18 protein-coding genes are annotated in these 14,069 nt (G+C 64.8%); 8 read left to right on the forward strand and 10 right to left on the reverse strand.

Features of this window, described 5'->3' with window-relative positions; genetic code table 11:
• The first annotated feature begins 37 nt into the window (after positions 1-37).
• Positions 38-547 (forward strand): hypothetical protein, encoded by a 510-nt coding sequence (locus NDI54_RS12300; RefSeq protein WP_310896736.1) that lies wholly within the window; start codon positions 38-40, stop codon positions 545-547.
• Between the two features lie 13 nt (positions 548-560).
• On the opposite strand, the gene NDI54_RS12305 is transcribed toward NDI54_RS12300, so the two are convergent.
• Together NDI54_RS12305 and NDI54_RS12310 are read right to left on the reverse strand one after the other, a co-directional pair.
• The gene (locus NDI54_RS12305; RefSeq protein WP_310896737.1) at positions 561-1,526 is read right to left on the reverse strand and encodes a WD40/YVTN/BNR-like repeat-containing protein; all 966 of its coding nucleotides are present in this window, start codon (positions 1,524-1,526) and stop codon (positions 561-563) included.
• Between the two features lie 205 nt (positions 1,527-1,731).
• Positions 1,732-2,700, reverse strand: a complete 969-nt coding sequence (locus NDI54_RS12310) for a molybdopterin-binding protein (protein ID WP_310896738.1) — start codon at positions 2,698-2,700, stop codon at positions 1,732-1,734.
• 112 nt (positions 2,701-2,812) lie between these two features.
• On the opposite strand from NDI54_RS12310, the gene NDI54_RS12315 reads away from it, so the two are divergent.
• From NDI54_RS12315 to NDI54_RS12325, 3 genes are all read left to right on the forward strand, one after another.
• Entirely contained in the window at positions 2,813-2,977 is a 165-nt protein-coding gene (locus NDI54_RS12315) for a hypothetical protein (RefSeq protein ID WP_310896739.1), read from the forward strand.
• A 125-nt stretch (positions 2,978-3,102) separates the two neighbouring features.
• Positions 3,103-3,429: a hypothetical protein gene (locus NDI54_RS12320; protein WP_310896740.1), complete on the forward strand. Its 327-nt coding sequence runs from the start codon at positions 3,103-3,105 to the stop codon at positions 3,427-3,429.
• Positions 3,430-3,470: 41 nt separating this feature from the next.
• On the forward strand, positions 3,471-5,243 hold the full coding sequence (locus NDI54_RS12325) for a histidine kinase N-terminal 7TM domain-containing protein (RefSeq protein ID WP_310896741.1): 1,773 nt from the start codon (positions 3,471-3,473) through the stop codon (positions 5,241-5,243).
• A gap of 8 nt (positions 5,244-5,251) precedes the next feature.
• On the opposite strand, the gene NDI54_RS12330 is transcribed toward NDI54_RS12325, so the two are convergent.
• From NDI54_RS12330 to NDI54_RS12340, 3 genes are all read right to left on the reverse strand, one after another.
• On the reverse strand, positions 5,252-5,950 hold the full coding sequence (locus tag NDI54_RS12330) for an SDR family NAD(P)-dependent oxidoreductase (protein ID WP_310896742.1): 699 nt from the start codon (positions 5,948-5,950) through the stop codon (positions 5,252-5,254).
• An 85-nt stretch (positions 5,951-6,035) separates the two neighbouring features.
• Positions 6,036-6,599 carry an NUDIX hydrolase gene (locus NDI54_RS12335; protein WP_310896743.1) on the reverse strand — a complete coding sequence of 188 codons (564 nt, stop codon included), beginning with the start codon at positions 6,597-6,599 and terminating at the stop codon, positions 6,036-6,038.
• A gap of 47 nt (positions 6,600-6,646) precedes the next feature.
• Positions 6,647-7,282, reverse strand: coding sequence for a helix-turn-helix domain-containing protein (locus NDI54_RS12340; protein WP_310896744.1), 636 nt, complete (start codon positions 7,280-7,282; stop codon positions 6,647-6,649).
• Between the two features lie 193 nt (positions 7,283-7,475).
• On the opposite strand from NDI54_RS12340, the gene NDI54_RS12345 reads away from it, so the two are divergent.
• The 4 genes from NDI54_RS12345 to NDI54_RS12360 all read left to right on the forward strand — a co-directional run bounded on the left by NDI54_RS12345 (position 7,476) and on the right by NDI54_RS12360 (position 10,098).
• Entirely contained in the window at positions 7,476-7,889 is a 414-nt protein-coding gene (locus tag NDI54_RS12345) for an SRPBCC family protein (protein WP_310896745.1), read from the forward strand.
• Positions 7,890-8,005: 116 nt separating this feature from the next.
• Positions 8,006-8,311 (forward strand): CGCGG family putative rSAM-modified RiPP protein, encoded by a 306-nt coding sequence (locus NDI54_RS12350; protein ID WP_310896746.1) that lies wholly within the window; start codon positions 8,006-8,008, stop codon positions 8,309-8,311.
• Positions 8,312-9,385 carry a radical SAM/SPASM domain-containing protein gene (locus tag NDI54_RS12355; RefSeq protein ID WP_310896747.1) on the forward strand — a complete coding sequence of 358 codons (1,074 nt, stop codon included), beginning with the start codon at positions 8,312-8,314 and terminating at the stop codon, positions 9,383-9,385.
• 65 nt (positions 9,386-9,450) lie between these two features.
• Entirely contained in the window at positions 9,451-10,098 is a 648-nt protein-coding gene (locus NDI54_RS12360; RefSeq protein WP_310896748.1) for a helix-turn-helix domain-containing protein, read from the forward strand.
• Positions 10,099-10,116: 18 nt separating this feature from the next.
• Here NDI54_RS12360 and NDI54_RS12365 read toward each other — a convergent pair whose 3' ends face one another.
• The 5 genes from NDI54_RS12365 to NDI54_RS12385 all read right to left on the reverse strand — a co-directional run bounded on the left by NDI54_RS12365 (position 10,117) and on the right by NDI54_RS12385 (position 14,024).
• Entirely contained in the window at positions 10,117-11,274 is a 1,158-nt protein-coding gene (locus tag NDI54_RS12365) for a hypothetical protein (protein WP_310896749.1), read from the reverse strand.
• Between the two features lies 1 nt (position 11,275).
• Positions 11,276-11,509 carry a DUF2249 domain-containing protein gene (locus tag NDI54_RS12370; RefSeq protein ID WP_310896750.1) on the reverse strand — a complete coding sequence of 78 codons (234 nt, stop codon included), beginning with the start codon at positions 11,507-11,509 and terminating at the stop codon, positions 11,276-11,278.
• Between the two features lie 187 nt (positions 11,510-11,696).
• Positions 11,697-13,001 carry a PQQ-binding-like beta-propeller repeat protein gene (locus NDI54_RS12375; RefSeq protein WP_310896751.1) on the reverse strand — a complete coding sequence of 435 codons (1,305 nt, stop codon included), beginning with the start codon at positions 12,999-13,001 and terminating at the stop codon, positions 11,697-11,699.
• A gap of 180 nt (positions 13,002-13,181) precedes the next feature.
• Positions 13,182-13,616 carry a universal stress protein gene (locus NDI54_RS12380; RefSeq protein ID WP_310896752.1) on the reverse strand — a complete coding sequence of 145 codons (435 nt, stop codon included), beginning with the start codon at positions 13,614-13,616 and terminating at the stop codon, positions 13,182-13,184.
• Positions 13,617-13,727: 111 nt separating this feature from the next.
• Positions 13,728-14,024 carry a hypothetical protein gene (locus NDI54_RS12385; protein WP_310896753.1) on the reverse strand — a complete coding sequence of 99 codons (297 nt, stop codon included), beginning with the start codon at positions 14,022-14,024 and terminating at the stop codon, positions 13,728-13,730.
• Positions 14,025-14,069 lie beyond the last annotated feature (45 nt).

The following is a 14,069-nucleotide window of genomic DNA, read 5'->3' on the forward strand; positions in this document are numbered from 1 at the left end:
CACTACACGACCACTCCCGGGGCCGGAGGGGACGCCCATGAGCCAATTGGACGGTGTGTTCGTCTCGCTGACGACCGGCGCCGGACAGTACGCTGGCACCGACGACCACGTATATCTCGGTATCTGTGGCACGGTTGGCGGTCGTGAGTTTGCCCTCAACGTCGAAAATTTCGACGACTGGGAGGAGGGCAGCGTCGTGACCTACGGCTTCGGCCCCCGGGCGGGTTTCTACGGCGCGAAGGATCCACGGACCGCGGCCGATCAACTCGACCGGATGACGATTTGCCTGCCGAACGTAACGCACGTCTATCTCCGAAAACAGGGGGACAGGACGACCTCGGGCGACGACTACTGGGAGCTACAGGAGTGCCACGTCAATCTCCATTCACCGTCCTCGACCCGGCAGTTCGTCTCCACCGGGACGGCACGCCTCGGGAACGAGTACGGACACAAAATCTGGCTCGCCGAGTCGTTCCACCAGGGTGCTTATAAGAACGCACACATCCCCGTAGACGGAACAGCCGAGTGCCAGAACGACGGAGAGTAGCAGGCCTCGCCAGCTACTTTTCGAGGATCGTCCCGCCTGAGCCGACCGCGATGTCGGTGCCACCGCGGACGACGGCCTTCAGGTTCTCGCCGGCGGGCGTCTCCTCCTGGGTCCAGTCACCGCCACCGAGGGCGTACACCTTGCCGCCGCCACCGACCGTGTAGCCGGTGCTGTCGTCGTCGGTGACCTCGATGTCGCGCAGGCCGGCGTCGCCCGTGTCGGTCGGCGTCCACTCGGACCCGTTCCAGTGGAAGATCATCCCGCCGCCGCCGGAGATCCACACGTCGTTCGGGCCGTCGGAGTCGACGCCGTAGAAGTTGACGTTGGCGTCGGCGAGGCCGATCTTGTCCCACGTCGAGCCGTCGTCGGTGACGAAGACGCTCTTGTTCCCGTCGACGATGTGGCCCGAACGCACGCCGTGGAAGTCGACGGCGTTGATGGCCGACCCGGAGCCGGGCGTGGTGTAGTCCCACGTCTGGCTCGCGCCGTTCTCGAAGCTGTAGTACATCTTGCCGGAGTCGCCGGCGACGTAGACGTTCGCCTCGCCGGCGTCGCCGGTCACGGACACGTCGTTGAAGTTGTTGGTAACGTCCATCGGGGCGCTGTGGTCGGTGAGGACGCCTGACTCAACGTCGTACTCGCCGATAGCACCCGACGCACCGACGAACCAGAGGGCCTTGCCGTCGTCAGTCACGTCGGCCCCGAAGAGGCTGTTGCCGTTGCCGGTCGGACCGCCGCCGAGGACCTTCTGCCAGCCCGTGCTGGTTCGTTCGAGGACGATACCGCCACCCGCCACCGCGTACGCGCCGGTGGCCGTGTATTCGACATCGTGGAGGGTGTTCCCGGTCGGGGACTCGACGGACTCCCAGGGACCGGCCGCTGCAACCGTGCCGGAGAGGGCCGCCCCGCCCACTGCGGCTGCAGCTGTCGCGCCGATACCCTTGAGTACGCCACGTCGTGTCGCGTTGCGATCGGACATGACACCCGACTCTGAGGACTGTCTGCACTTCAATGGGGGGCGCAGTTAACGACCTTTCACGGCGCTTCAAACGTTTAAACGGTGGATATATCGGGTTTCAGTTCGCTGAGATCGGAAAACCTGGCGTCCCGGTCAGAACCGGCAAACATCACATTAAGACGGGTAAACGGACACAAGACTGATACCGTGACTTCGCTGGCGGAGGTCAGGACAGCGCAGCGACCAGAGCGGGGGCTTCCGCCGCGATGATCTCGTCGATGGCGAGTCGGGCGGCCGCGGGTTCCGCGGGCAGACAGAACACCGGCGTCCCGTTGGCGATGCCGGCAGTTGCGCGGACGGCGATGACCCCGGTGCCCCGCTGCTCGAACAGCAGGCTCCGGTACACTTCCTCGAACCCCGGCAGCGCCTTCTCGAACAGCGGGTGGACCGCTTCGAGAGTCTGTTCCGTCGGTGCGACGCCGAGACCGCCGGCCGTGACGACGGCCGCCACGTCGTCGCGCTCGACCAGTCTGTCGACGGTCCCCTGGATGGTGTCGTAGTCCCCGCGCAGGCGTTCGCGGGCCGTGACCGTCTGTCCGGTCGCTTCCAGGGCCGTCTCGACCGCCTCCCCAGTCGGATCTCCATCCTCGGTTGTCGTCCCGACTGTGACGACAGCGACGGTTACTTCCTGTTCCTGGGAGGTATCGGCTGTCGGCGCCGTCTCCTCGGCCGTTCCGCCAGTTCCGGACGCCATCTGGTCCGACTGTGACGGCGGGCGAGCGCTCTCAGACTGGTGATCCTGTGTCGGTCCGTCGGCCTGTTCCGCCGCTTCAGGCCCGGGTGTCGATGGTGACTCGCTTTCCGTGTCAGCCGACGCCGCGTCGTCGGTTCTCCCTGCGACGGAACTGTCCGCCAATGGGTCTTCGGTCCCGGTGTCCGCTGTGGACGTGCTGTCCGTCTCGGTGGTTTGCTCGCTGTGATCGTTCTCCGTGGCATCGCCCGCAGCCGACGCCGTGTCGGCATCGCCGCTTGTCGGCTCCGGACTCGACTCCGTCCCGTCACTCGCTGCCGTGTCCGCTTCCTCCGGACCTGCGTCGGTGGCCGTGGGCTCGTCGTCGGACGACTCCGCCTCGTCTGTCTCGTCGTCCTCGTCAGTCGAGCCCCGCCGTGTGTCGCGGGACTGGAAATCCACCATACTGGGGTTACGGCCGCCCCGGATAAATACCTGTACGACGGGGCGCCCGCTCGGAGTCCATATTCTCCCGCACATCGGTAGATTTAAGAAATATTCTGATTAAATAATGCCTATGTCGAGGAGATTCCATGTCGTCTGTCACGAGTGTGCGTTTGAGGGTTTATACGAGGACCAGTCCGTCGCAGAGAGCCAGCGGGACGCACACGCTGTTTCCAGTGGGCACCGGATGAGCCTGCGAGACATCTCTGACCGGAACGTCCCCGGACCGACACAGTAGCGGGATCGTCAGCGTTTTGCGCTCGCTTGCCTGACTTCGAGGCATGCCGCCACGCTGGTCCGTCGGTACTACCGGACGCTCCACTGTGACACACCGTTTGAGTGGCCCTGACGGGGTGCGTGCCGATGGCTGACGACGAGTCTGGGTACGTCCACCGCCCCGACAGTGCTACCGAGTCACCGTCCAGAGAACCCAGTGCTACGGACAGCGAGGCGACCACACCGGCCGACGGTGGCCCCGAGTTCGGGACGAGCGGCTGGATTCTCGTTGGAATGATCGGTGTGGCGTTCCTGCTCGTTCCTGGTGCGATTCTACTGCTGCCGTCCGCACAGGGCGTCATCAGTAGCTTTGGACTCACACTCCGGGACGCATACCTCACGCTCCCGCTCATCCCGGCGTTCGTGCTCGGCGTCCTCGCGGTGTGGTCCGCGATTCGCTCGCAGTCGCAATGACGGGAATAGTTATATCAGGGACTCCATTACTACGCTACTGAATGGTCCTGTCGCCGCTTGCTGTCGTTTTATTGTCGGGTGTCGTCGGAATGGGCGTCGCCTTTCTGGTGTGGCTCCACCGGGACCGACCCGGCGCAGGACCGCTTGCAGTGTTCGTCGTTGCGGCGAGTCTCTGGGCCGTCGCGTACGGCATCGAGCTAGCCGCTTCTGGAGTCCCCACCATGGAGCGACTCGTCCAGATTCAGCTGACGCTATCGGTGATCATCCCCATTGCGTGGCTCGTGACTGTCATCGAATACACGGGGCATCCACACTGGCTCACGCGGTTCCGAACGGTGCTGTTGCTCGTCGAGCCAGCGGTGTTTGTCACGCTCGTGTGGTCGAATCAGGCACATCGCCTCATCTGGTCCGGGAGCGGGACACAGTACATCTCGGCGTCGTCAGTGACCCTCGTACCCGCGTACCAGGTCGCGTACTGGGGCCATCTGGCCTACATACTGCTGTTGATCCTGACCGGTAGTGTACTCCTGTTGCGGATGCTGTTCCGGTCGAATACGGTGTTTCAGGGCCAGGGGATCGCGCTGTTGCTCGCTATCGCCGTCCCGACGGTCATCCACAAACTGTTCCTGTTCGGCGTGCTTCCGATGGCTTTCGATCCGACGAGTCTCGGCTACGTCATGTCAGGGGTCGTCCTCTCGGTCGCCATCCTTCGAGGCCAATTACTCGATGTCGCACCGGTCACGCGGGAACTGGGCCGGGAGGCGATCTTCACCGAACTGGACGACCAGGTCATCATCGTCGACGACGAGTGCCGCATCGTCGATATCAACGCGGCCGCCGCGGCGCTGCTGGATGGCGATCAGGACTCGCTGCTGGGCCGGCCACTCCAGGGTGAGCTGTCACAGCTCGCCGAGACGGTTCCCAGTCCCGGTGAGCGAACACAGACCGAGACGACGCTCGAACACGACGGCGGGGTCCGGTACTACGACGTGCGCGTGACGCCGCTGTACCGCGCCTACGGCGTCGTCTCGGGTCACCTGATCAGCCTCCGTGACATTACGGACCGCCGCCAGCGCGAGCAGCGGCTGGACGTACTCAACCGCTTGCTCCGGCACGACATCCGAAACGAGATGAACGTCGTCAAGGGGAACGCGGACCTGCTCCGGGATTCGGCCGACGCTGATGAACGCGAGCGCCTCGACCGGATCATCAGGACAGTCGACGACATCGTCGACCGAAGCAACAAGATCGGCCGGGTCACCGAAGCCCTGGAGACCGAACAGCACAGCCCGACGCCGCTTCGGAAGCTGCTTGACACGGTCATCAGCGAGGCCCGGGAGCGCAACCCCGACGCGACGATCACGCTCACGTCCGAAGCGGATCTCTGGATACAGGGCGGGCCATCGGTCCTCATCGCGCTAGAAGAACTGGTCGAGAACGCTGTCGAGCATCGGGCGGCCCCGGAGGATCCCGTCGAGGTCGAGATCACCGCGACGCGGACCGACGGAACGCCGGGCATCCGCGTGGCCGTTCACGACAACGGCCCAGGTATCGCCGACCACGAGCGCGAGGTCATCCGTTCGGAGACCGAAACGCCGCTCAAACACGGCTCCGGCGTCGGGCTCTGGCTCGTCAACTGGATCGTCCGGAACCTCGGCGGCCGGATGTCGTTTCCTGATACGGACGGGCCGGGAACGACTGTAGAACTGCAACTGCCGGCCGCCGACCCAGCAACGGACGAGCCAGCGCCAGCGGATGAATCAGCACCAGCGGACGACCCCACGGCGACAAACCGTAGCGAGAACGCCGATTGAATCGGCGGCTACCACTCGATCTCGGCCTTGTCGCGCCAGAACCGACCGCTCGGTGCGTCGGCTTTGAAGCGAGCGAGCCAGACCGGCGTTTCGGCTCCTTCCTCGGGCGTCCGCGGGGCGCTCTCTTCGGTCATGTCTGTCTGGACGTAGCCCGGGCACACCGAGTTGGCGATGAGCCCGTCACTCGCGTACTCGCCGTCGAGGTACTTCGTCAGCCCGTTGACGCCCGTCTTCGAGACCCGGTAGGCCGGCGTGCCGCCAGACTGGCTCTCGGTGATCGCTCCCAGCCCGGATGACATGGTGACGACGCGGCCGCCCGCGTCGGCCAGCAGCAGTGGGAGGGCGTACTTCGTCATGAGGACCGGCCCCCGGAGGTTCGTATCGAGGGTGTGGTCGATAACGTCTGTCGGCATCTCGTCGAGCGGCTCCCGCGAGTCCATTACGCCGGCGTTGTTGACAAGTACGTCGAGTCGGCCCTGTTCGCGCTCGATGCGGTCGACCGCGGCGACCATCTCCGCGTCGTCGGTCACGTCGAGTTCGATAGCGTGGCGATCCGCGGCGTCGATGTCGTCCGTGTCACGAGCGCCGGCGTACACCGTCGCATCGAGGTCGACCAGTCCGTCGGCGATTGCCGTCCCGATACCGCGCGTGGCCCCGGTGACGAGTACGACCTGCCCGTCGAGGGAGTCATACAGCGGAACGTCCATACGCGGGATTAGGCGGCGGGGCCGAAAAGGAGGTGGGTCGGAGCGGCGTCACCGCGAGACTGCAACCCACACAGTAGGGCCGACGTTACCGCTCTTCGTCCCGGCGCATCGCGATCTCGAACCAGGGACAGAGGCGGAGCTGCCGGTAGTACTCGGGGTGTTCGCGGAGTCGCTCGTAGGGGACCCACATCAGGCCGTCGACCTCCTCGGGGTTGGGGTCCAGCGAGGTGTCGTGGAGCGTGGTCTGCAGGACCGCACACACTTCCCACTCCAAGCCGGCGTTCTCGTAGTAGCGCTTGTACTCGAACCGGTCGGTCACGCGGAGGTCCCGGTACTGCGAGGGGTCGATACCAAGTTCCTCTTCGAGCCGTTCCTCGGTGGCCTCGACCTGTGTCTGGCCCTGGACGGGGTGGGAGGCGACGGTGCCGTCCCAGTGGGTGTCCCAGAGGCGCTTGTTCGCCGCGCGCTGGGCGAGCAGGATCCGGTCGTCCTCGTCGAACAGCAGGGCGGTGAACGCGCGATGACGAACCCCGTCGCCGGTGTGAGCATCGAGCCGGTTGACTAGTCCCTCCTCGTTGTCATCGGGATCAACCGCGATGACCTCCTGTCGGGCGTTTTCGTGCGTCTCGTCGACCGCGTCGGAACTCATATGTCGTACCTCTCACAGAGGCGCGTATTACGCGCTTCGACTTCCCCTCATCGCGCAGGGAGGTCCGACATGAACTGTTTCAGGATCTGCTCTTCCGCGCGGTGGAGCGTTTCGCTGCAGGTCGACTTCGCGATGCCGACGCGGTCTGCCAGTTCCGTCAGCGAGCACTCCCGGGGCGTGTCGTAGTAGCCCGCGTCGATGGCCTCCTGGACCAGTTCCAGTTGGCTCTCGGTGAGCACCTGCTCGGTTTCGAGGTGTTGCTGGATGCGGTCGACATTAAACGAGATCCCGAACTCCTCCAGCTGGTCGCCGAGTTCGGAGAGTCGCTCCTGTGGTGCCGAAATCTCCCAGACCGCCTGGCCGTCCGACAGGGTGAACGGCATTTCAAGCGGGACGCCAGACCCCTGTACCGGAAAGAGCAACAGCGGCATCGACGTTTCGAACTGGACCAGCGCGCTGTCGTCTCGGTGAGAAAGGATTTCCAGCGTCGTGACCGACTCCCGGTTCTCGATGTCGCGGAGAATCGCCGGGAGGTCCTCCGACGTAATCTCGGCCAGTCCCACGCCGGAGTCCTCACCCGGGAGCGCGGACAGGATACGAAACGTCGCGTCGTCGTACGCTCGCGAGATGTCGCCGATCCATATTTCCTCCGGAATCGTAAGTGTGAGTTCAGCGTGTGGCATCGGTATATCCGAATATATTCGCCCGACCCCTGCGGCCGTATTCCCGAACATGTTCGCTTGTCTGTCCGGAGACAAGAATCTTGGGGAGGAGTCCGGCGATCTGTCGGCGGCAGACACTAACGGTGCAAAACCGATCGCCCGAACATCTCCGGGTATGGCGAACGCTTATTCCGTCGGGCACTCGCCGTCCGGTATGGAGCGCGTCTCCCTGACTCGGACGGTCCCGGCCGACCCGGAGACAGTCACCGACCTGATAACCGACGTGAAGCCGTTCATGCTCGCCGCGGGGTTCGACGAGGTGACGCTCGACGGGGACGACCTCGGCATCACGAACCGCGTCGGGCTGTTCGAAATCGAACTGGATCTCGAAATCGTCGACACAGACGCGGTGTTGCGGTACGAACAGCGCCAGGGCATCTTCGAGTCGATGATGACCGAATACACCGTCGAGGCCGTCGACGGCGGGACCGACGTGACGGCGACGACGGAGTACAGCGCGCTCGACCTCCCCGTGCTCGGCGAGATGATCGATTCGACCGTTATCTCGCGACAGCGTACGAAGGAACTGAACAATCAGTTCGACTGGCTCGTCGAGCAGGTGACATAGCTCCCTGCGAGACGATAGCTGTCCGACCGTCCGTGTCTTGACCCACCCCACTCGGGATAAAAGACCCGAACATGTGCGGCGGAGGACCGAGGGGCACGCGCCGTCAAGTGACATATATGAGCCATCCCCACGAGGACGTGCCACCGGTAACGACCGAGGTTCACGACAACTCCTGGTCGGCGAACCTGGAGACGCCCGCACACGCCGAGGACCCCGACGTTGTCGTCGAACAGGCTATCGACGCCGTCGAAAAGACGACGGTGGGGAACCACGTCAATCTGGTGAGCCACGCCGACCACGGCCACCCAGAGACCTACCTGTTCGACGCGCTGGAAGAGGCGTTCGGCGATACCATCTCGCTGGAGTACGTCCAGCAGTGTGGCTGTGGAGGCCACGTCACTCGCGTCCACCGGGAGGCATAGATGCGCGGGAACCTCGACCTCGACGAGCAGCCACTGGTGCTGATCTGGGAGGTGACCCAGGCCTGCGAACTGGCGTGCAAGCACTGCCGGGCCGACGCCCAGCCCCGCCGCCATCCCGACGAGCTATCGACGGCGGAGGGGAAGTCGCTGCTTGACCAGGCTCGCGAGTTCGGCGACGGGCAACTGGTCGTCCTCTCGGGCGGGGACCCGCTCGCCCGCGCGGACCTCCCGGAACTCATCGACTACGGGACCGAGCAGGGCCTCCGGATGACGCTGACGCCCAGCGGGACGAACTCGCTCACGCGGGATCGACTGGCCGAACTCGACGGGGCCGGACTCCGGCGGCTGGCCCTGTCCATCGACGGCGGCGACAGCGAGGCCCACGACGCCTTCCGGGGCGAGTCCGGCAGTTTCGACGCGACGATGGAAGCCGCCGAGGCGGCGCGGGACTTCGACATCCCGCTGCAGATCAACACCACCGTCTGCGCGGAGACTGTCGAGCAACTGCCCGCAATCCGGGACCTCGTCGCTGACCTCGATACGGTGCTGTGGTCGGTGTTCTTCCTCGTCCCGGTCGGTCGCGGGCGGGTGCTGACGCCGATTGACCCCGAGCGGGCCGAGCGCGTGCTGGAGTGGCTTCACGAGGTGAGCGACGAGGCGTCGTTCGGCCTCAAGACGACCGAAGCGCCCCACTATCGGCGTGTCGCGATACAGAATCAGGACGAGGGAGCCAGCGGACTCAAGCGACGGATGGGTATCCGCGCCGGCAAGGGCTTTGTCTTCGTGAGCCACACCGGCGAAGTGTTCCCCTCAGGGTTCCTGCCGAAATCGGCGGGCAGCGTTCGGGAGGAGAGCGTCGTCGACATCTACCGGGAGTCGCCGCTGTTCCAGCGACTCAGAGACGACGACGCGCTGACGGGCAAATGTGGGGCCTGTCGGTACCGAACAGTTTGTGGCGGTAGCCGGTCGCGGGCGTACGCGACGACGGGGGACCCGCTGGCGGCGGACCCGCTGTGTGACTACCAGCCCGACGGGTTCGAAGGGTCGGTACCCGACCAGCACCCAGCAGATTGAGGGGGTTTTTCACTCCGTGGGAACGCGCCTCACTCGTTTTGTAATGGGGTGGCACAGGTACACATATGAGTGACTCCGGCATCAGAGTGGAACTGTCGGTCGACACCCCCGGGGCCTGTCCGGTGGCAAGCGTTTCGGACGAGGCGGGTGCGGCTGTGACCGACATTGCCCGAAGCAGCCCGAACGAGAACGGTCAGATCATCGAAGAGTTCACCGCGACAGGTACGGATGAGGCTGTAATCGAGGAACGGGAAGATATGGACAAGGTGTTCGCTGCGGGCGACGGAGCCCGGTATCAGTTCACCCGGACGCGGACCGATTGTGTCTGTGAGACGGTCGAAACCTTCGACTGTCCCGTCGCAGAGATGCGCGCCGAGAACGGACAGCTCCACCTGACCTTTCACGCCCCTGATGTCGACCGGGTCCGCGCCATCGTGACACGGCTGAAGGAGTTGTACGACGGTGTTTCGCTCCGGTCGATGCGGCGCAACGGCGACGTTGACCCGGTGGATTCCATTCTGGTCGACAGAAGCCAACTCACCGACCGGCAACAGGAAGTGCTCGAAACAGCCGTCGAGATGGGGTACTTCGAGTATCCGAAGGGGGCCAATGCTGGCGACGTGGCGTCGGAACTGGACATCTCCGTTTCGACGTTCGCGGAACACCTCGCCGCCGCTCAGACGAAACTGCTCGACAGCATCATCGCCGAGTAAGCCTGCACCGCGTCGCTACTACTTCCATCGGCGAGCGAACGCCGCTCCCAGGAGATACGTATAGAGGAGTGCGCCGAGAACCCCTGCCGCTGTGCCGACGACTGTCACCCCTCTGAACTGGCCGAGGAGGCCGATTATTTGTATGCCGAGTCCGCCGCCGAGCAGCCCAATCGACACCAGTGCCGTCCGGTCGTTCGCCCGCGGCCAGACGCCGACTGCCGGCGGGTAGAACTGAAATGCAGCCCCGACGACGGTCAGTCCGAGAAAGCCCGCCAGCATCGCTCGATAGTGTGCGGTGATTAGCGCCGGACTCCGTCCGATCACGGCGATGGTCAGTCCGAGTCCGATACCGACGACGCCGGCGGCGACCGCCACCAGTACCGCGTAGAAGCCGACGCGGCGGCGCTCCGACCGCCGGAAGAGCACGACGTACGACAGCGCGAACCCCACGACTGCGATCGCTTCGACGATGCCGCCGACGAGGAGGAGTCTCCGGTCAAGCAGCCCGAATCCGAGCAGCGCGGGACCGACGGCTCCAGCAGCGACGACGACCCCGACGACCGGTCGCGGCGGTTCGGCGACCAGAAACCGTGGGAACAGCCGGAAGCCGACGCCGAAGACAAACAGCGCCGCTGTCCCCGCAGCCAGCAAGTGCGACAGCTGCTGTGGGAGAATTGACCCGAAGCCGGCAGCTATAGCGAGCGCACTTCCCGCAGCAAGCGTGAGATAGCCGAGTGCTATCGGGACCGCGACGTTTGCCGTTCGGTCGATCGGCTCGCGGTGTTCGTTCGCGCCGCCGGTTCCCGTCGCCGCGCCGGTGAGATTGTCACGCATCGTCCAGCCCAGCGTGCCGAGAAACACGGCGACGCCGCCGGCCCAGAGCACGGTCCCGACGGGCTGGAGCCACGGCGGTCCGAGCGGTGCGAGCGCCAGGCCTACTGTTCCAATCACAGACAGCGGGAACTGGACGGCTGGCCCCGACTTCCACTCGAGGTCCCGGTCGAAGTACGACGGCACGAGCGCGTAGGCCTTCCCGAACAGGACGTGCAGGACGAACCCGTAGAGGCCGAGCGTGACGACGACGCGGCGGGGCGCACCGACCGCTGCGGCGTGGAACCCGACGAAAAACAGCGCACTGGCGGTGACGAACCACCGCGAGGCGCGCTCGGGCCGCATCTCACTCCGGCCGGATCGTGACGTGCCACTCCTCGTCGGCGACCTGCTCTGTCTCGTACTGGTATCCCTTTTTCGAGAGGACCTCGTACAGCGGCACCGGTTCGAAACTGTTCACCAGTCGGAGCGCCTCGTCCTCACCGACAGCATCGAGCGCATCCATAATGTGCCCGAACGGTTCGCCCTCGACCTCCCGAACGTCGAGTTCCTGGACAGACTCCTGCTGATCCGTGCTCATACGCTCGATGACGGTCCCTGCCAGTCAGGCTATTGTCCCGAACGTGTTCGACTTCTCGCCGCTACGGTGCTCCGAGTGGTGTGTCGGGGCGCGAATACACGGGTCCAAGCGGTCTCCAGTGAGCCGAATCGTTCTCGTCTCCCGGCAACGCCACCCGGTAGCGCTGCGGGGATAATTGACAGCAGCACTACGTCGTCAACTGGAGGAGCGGGTCGTCGATATCGCCGACACCATAGATGGCGGTGCCGGTGAGAGCAATGCCGTCGATAGTAATTGGTGCCTGTGTTGTCCATTGCACGCTGCCGGTGCGTGCGGCAAGCCCGACGACCAGTCCATCCGCAAGGGACGCTATCACGGTGTCCGCGGTGGCGGCGATGTCTCGAACCGCAATCGTCCCGTCACAGCCCGGAATCTCATCGCACGTCCGCTCCCAGATGACGCTCCCGTCCGCGACACGTAGCGAGCGGATGCTATCGGCATCGCTGGCATAGAGGGACCGACCATCAGTGGCGAACCCGCCGTTGCGTCTCTGGGTTCGCCAGACGGCCTCCCCCGCACTACTAAAGGCGTAGACGTGGCCACTGTTCTGGCGCACCACCACGCCGCCGGGGACCGCGAGAACCGAACTCACTCCCCAGCCACCATCGACCGCGGGCAGGTCCTCTCGCCATCGCCGCTTCCCAGTGGCGGGGTCGAGCGCAGAGATGCGCTTGCTCGACCCGACGAACACCGTCTCCGGACCGACTGCCATCGCGCTCGGATACGTCTCGAACGGGACCGTCCACTGTTTCTCACCGTCGGCGACGGCAACGATGGCGCGACTGGCACGGATGATGACCCGCTGTGTGGTTGGGGTAATCGAGTGGACGCCTCCGTCGATAGCCACTGTCCAGACGGTGTCGCCAGTTGCCCGGTCATAGGCACCGAGAACCTGGTCGAGACCGACTAAGACGAACTCCTCGTGGACAGCGGGCAGGGAGGGCACCGGTGCTGAGTCACCGGCTGAGAGCGGCGCTGTCCAGCGCTCCTCACCACTCGTGTTGACCGCACGAAGGTATTGCGTCTCAGGCAGGGCGACGTTTGTCCCGTATATCACAGCGTTTACCACGTACAGCGTCTCTCCGTCGACGACCGGCTGGAGGTATCGCGGACTGTAGTGGTCCTCGTCCGGGTTCACGGGTGCGAGTTCCCACGCTGTACTCGGTGGGGCCTCGAAATCGGGACCCGCCGGCAGGTACGCAGCGTTCGACGGCCCCCGGTCGGGAGTCGGCCACACCGTCTCTGGCCGGTCCTTCAGGTCACCACCGATACCCTCTTGGGGTGGCTCCTCCGGTGTCCTGGTGGTTGGCGTTGCAGTCGTTCCTGTAGAACCCGATGCCGTGGACGGAGTAGTTTGGTTGGTTGCTGACCAGATGTCGCTCTGGCACCCGGCGAGCGTACTGGCCGTGCCGGCGAGCGTCAGCAGGAGCGCGCGCCGTGAGTGGGAGGGCATACCACACTGCCGCCGCTGTGGGAGTATAAAACTAGGCCGTTCACTGGGGTGCTGTGTTCGCTCGACCGACAGCGAGGCGCGGGTCGCGAGGGCTTTCTGGCTCTCCGTATTCATTCCTGCTAAACGAACCACTGCTTCACGGGCCGATTGCTACAGGCTCGCTCGAATCGAATGCCCACCTCAGGTGTCACCGGCACCCGCGCCGCCAACGACGAGCGTCGGGATCTCGGTCAGCCTAACGACACGCTCTGTCGTACTACCAGCAGTGGCGATGCGTGAGAACCCGGTCCGGCCCTGGGTCCCCATGACGATGAGGTCAGCCTCGTAGTCGGTGGCGGCGTCGACGATTTCCTCACTGGGCATCCCACGGCGCAAGTGGCGTTCAACGTCGACGCTGCGTTCGTTGCCCAGTGCAACAACCGCGTCGAGCACCTCCTCACCGGTCGCTTCCTGTTTTTCGACGGCAACGTCCCAGTGACCGCTCGGCCCTGCCTGGTCAACGACGAACAGCACGTGGACAATTGCGTCGAACTGCTCGGCGAGGTCCATCGCGTGGTCGATAGCCAGGTCGCTGTGGTCGCTCCCATCAGTCGGGACGAGTATCCGGTCGTACATGCAGCCCTCGGCGCCCGGCAGGAGCATAAACTGCGGGGCCAGCCACGGGCAGCAGGCCCTCGTACTGAGCAGCTGAATTGTGGTACTGCAGAGACCGCCGCACGATGCCTATCACCGAAGCGTCGTGAAGCTTAGGCCCGCAATCGCCACGAACTGCAGCGAGCGCAGGACCAGCACGGCCTGCTGGACGTGCGGGTCGCCGGCGTAGAAGCTCTGCATCGAGAAGAAGAAGTAGACGGCGACGGCGTTCTCCGCGAGCATCGCGACGGCGAAGGCGATGAGACCAGCGACCAGCCCCGTCCGGAACGTCGCGTAGTTGCGAACCCAGACGCCCAACAGCGGAAGCAACAGCAAGACGTTGAGCCCCGCGAGCGCCGCCGCGGCGGTGATGAGCGGTCCCATCGCCATCAGCGCCACCTCACTCGCTGGCCGGTCACGCTCGGTCCGGTGGCG

The organism is Haloarcula terrestris (assembly GCF_031624315.1).
In the GTDB taxonomy this organism is placed as follows: Archaea; Halobacteriota; Halobacteria; order Halobacteriales; family Haloarculaceae; genus Haloarcula; species Haloarcula terrestris.

Coding starts and splice junctions, on each gene's coding strand:
- NDI54_RS12300 (WP_310896736.1), top strand. CDS start 38: ATGAGCCAATTGGACGGTGTGTTCGTCTCGCTGACGACCGGCGCCGGA.
- NDI54_RS12305 (WP_310896737.1), bottom strand. CDS start 1,526: ATGTCCGATCGCAACGCGACACGACGTGGCGTACTCAAGGGTATCGGC.
- NDI54_RS12310 (WP_310896738.1), bottom strand. CDS start 2,700: ATGGTGGATTTCCAGTCCCGCGACACACGGCGGGGCTCGACTGACGAG.
- NDI54_RS12315 (WP_310896739.1), top strand. CDS start 2,813: ATGTCGAGGAGATTCCATGTCGTCTGTCACGAGTGTGCGTTTGAGGGT.
- NDI54_RS12320 (WP_310896740.1), top strand. CDS start 3,103: ATGGCTGACGACGAGTCTGGGTACGTCCACCGCCCCGACAGTGCTACC.
- NDI54_RS12325 (WP_310896741.1), top strand. CDS start 3,471: ATGGTCCTGTCGCCGCTTGCTGTCGTTTTATTGTCGGGTGTCGTCGGA.
- NDI54_RS12330 (WP_310896742.1), bottom strand. CDS start 5,950: ATGGACGTTCCGCTGTATGACTCCCTCGACGGGCAGGTCGTACTCGTC.
- NDI54_RS12335 (WP_310896743.1), bottom strand. CDS start 6,599: ATGAGTTCCGACGCGGTCGACGAGACGCACGAAAACGCCCGACAGGAG.
- NDI54_RS12340 (WP_310896744.1), bottom strand. CDS start 7,282: ATGCCACACGCTGAACTCACACTTACGATTCCGGAGGAAATATGGATC.
- NDI54_RS12345 (WP_310896745.1), top strand. CDS start 7,476: ATGGAGCGCGTCTCCCTGACTCGGACGGTCCCGGCCGACCCGGAGACA.
- NDI54_RS12350 (WP_310896746.1), top strand. CDS start 8,006: ATGAGCCATCCCCACGAGGACGTGCCACCGGTAACGACCGAGGTTCAC.
- NDI54_RS12355 (WP_310896747.1), top strand. CDS start 8,312: ATGCGCGGGAACCTCGACCTCGACGAGCAGCCACTGGTGCTGATCTGG.
- NDI54_RS12360 (WP_310896748.1), top strand. CDS start 9,451: ATGAGTGACTCCGGCATCAGAGTGGAACTGTCGGTCGACACCCCCGGG.
- NDI54_RS12365 (WP_310896749.1), bottom strand. CDS start 11,274: ATGCGGCCCGAGCGCGCCTCGCGGTGGTTCGTCACCGCCAGTGCGCTG.
- NDI54_RS12370 (WP_310896750.1), bottom strand. CDS start 11,509: ATGAGCACGGATCAGCAGGAGTCTGTCCAGGAACTCGACGTTCGGGAG.
- NDI54_RS12375 (WP_310896751.1), bottom strand. CDS start 13,001: ATGCCCTCCCACTCACGGCGCGCGCTCCTGCTGACGCTCGCCGGCACG.
- NDI54_RS12380 (WP_310896752.1), bottom strand. CDS start 13,616: ATGTACGACCGGATACTCGTCCCGACTGATGGGAGCGACCACAGCGAC.
- NDI54_RS12385 (WP_310896753.1), bottom strand. CDS start 14,024: ATGGCGATGGGACCGCTCATCACCGCCGCGGCGGCGCTCGCGGGGCTC.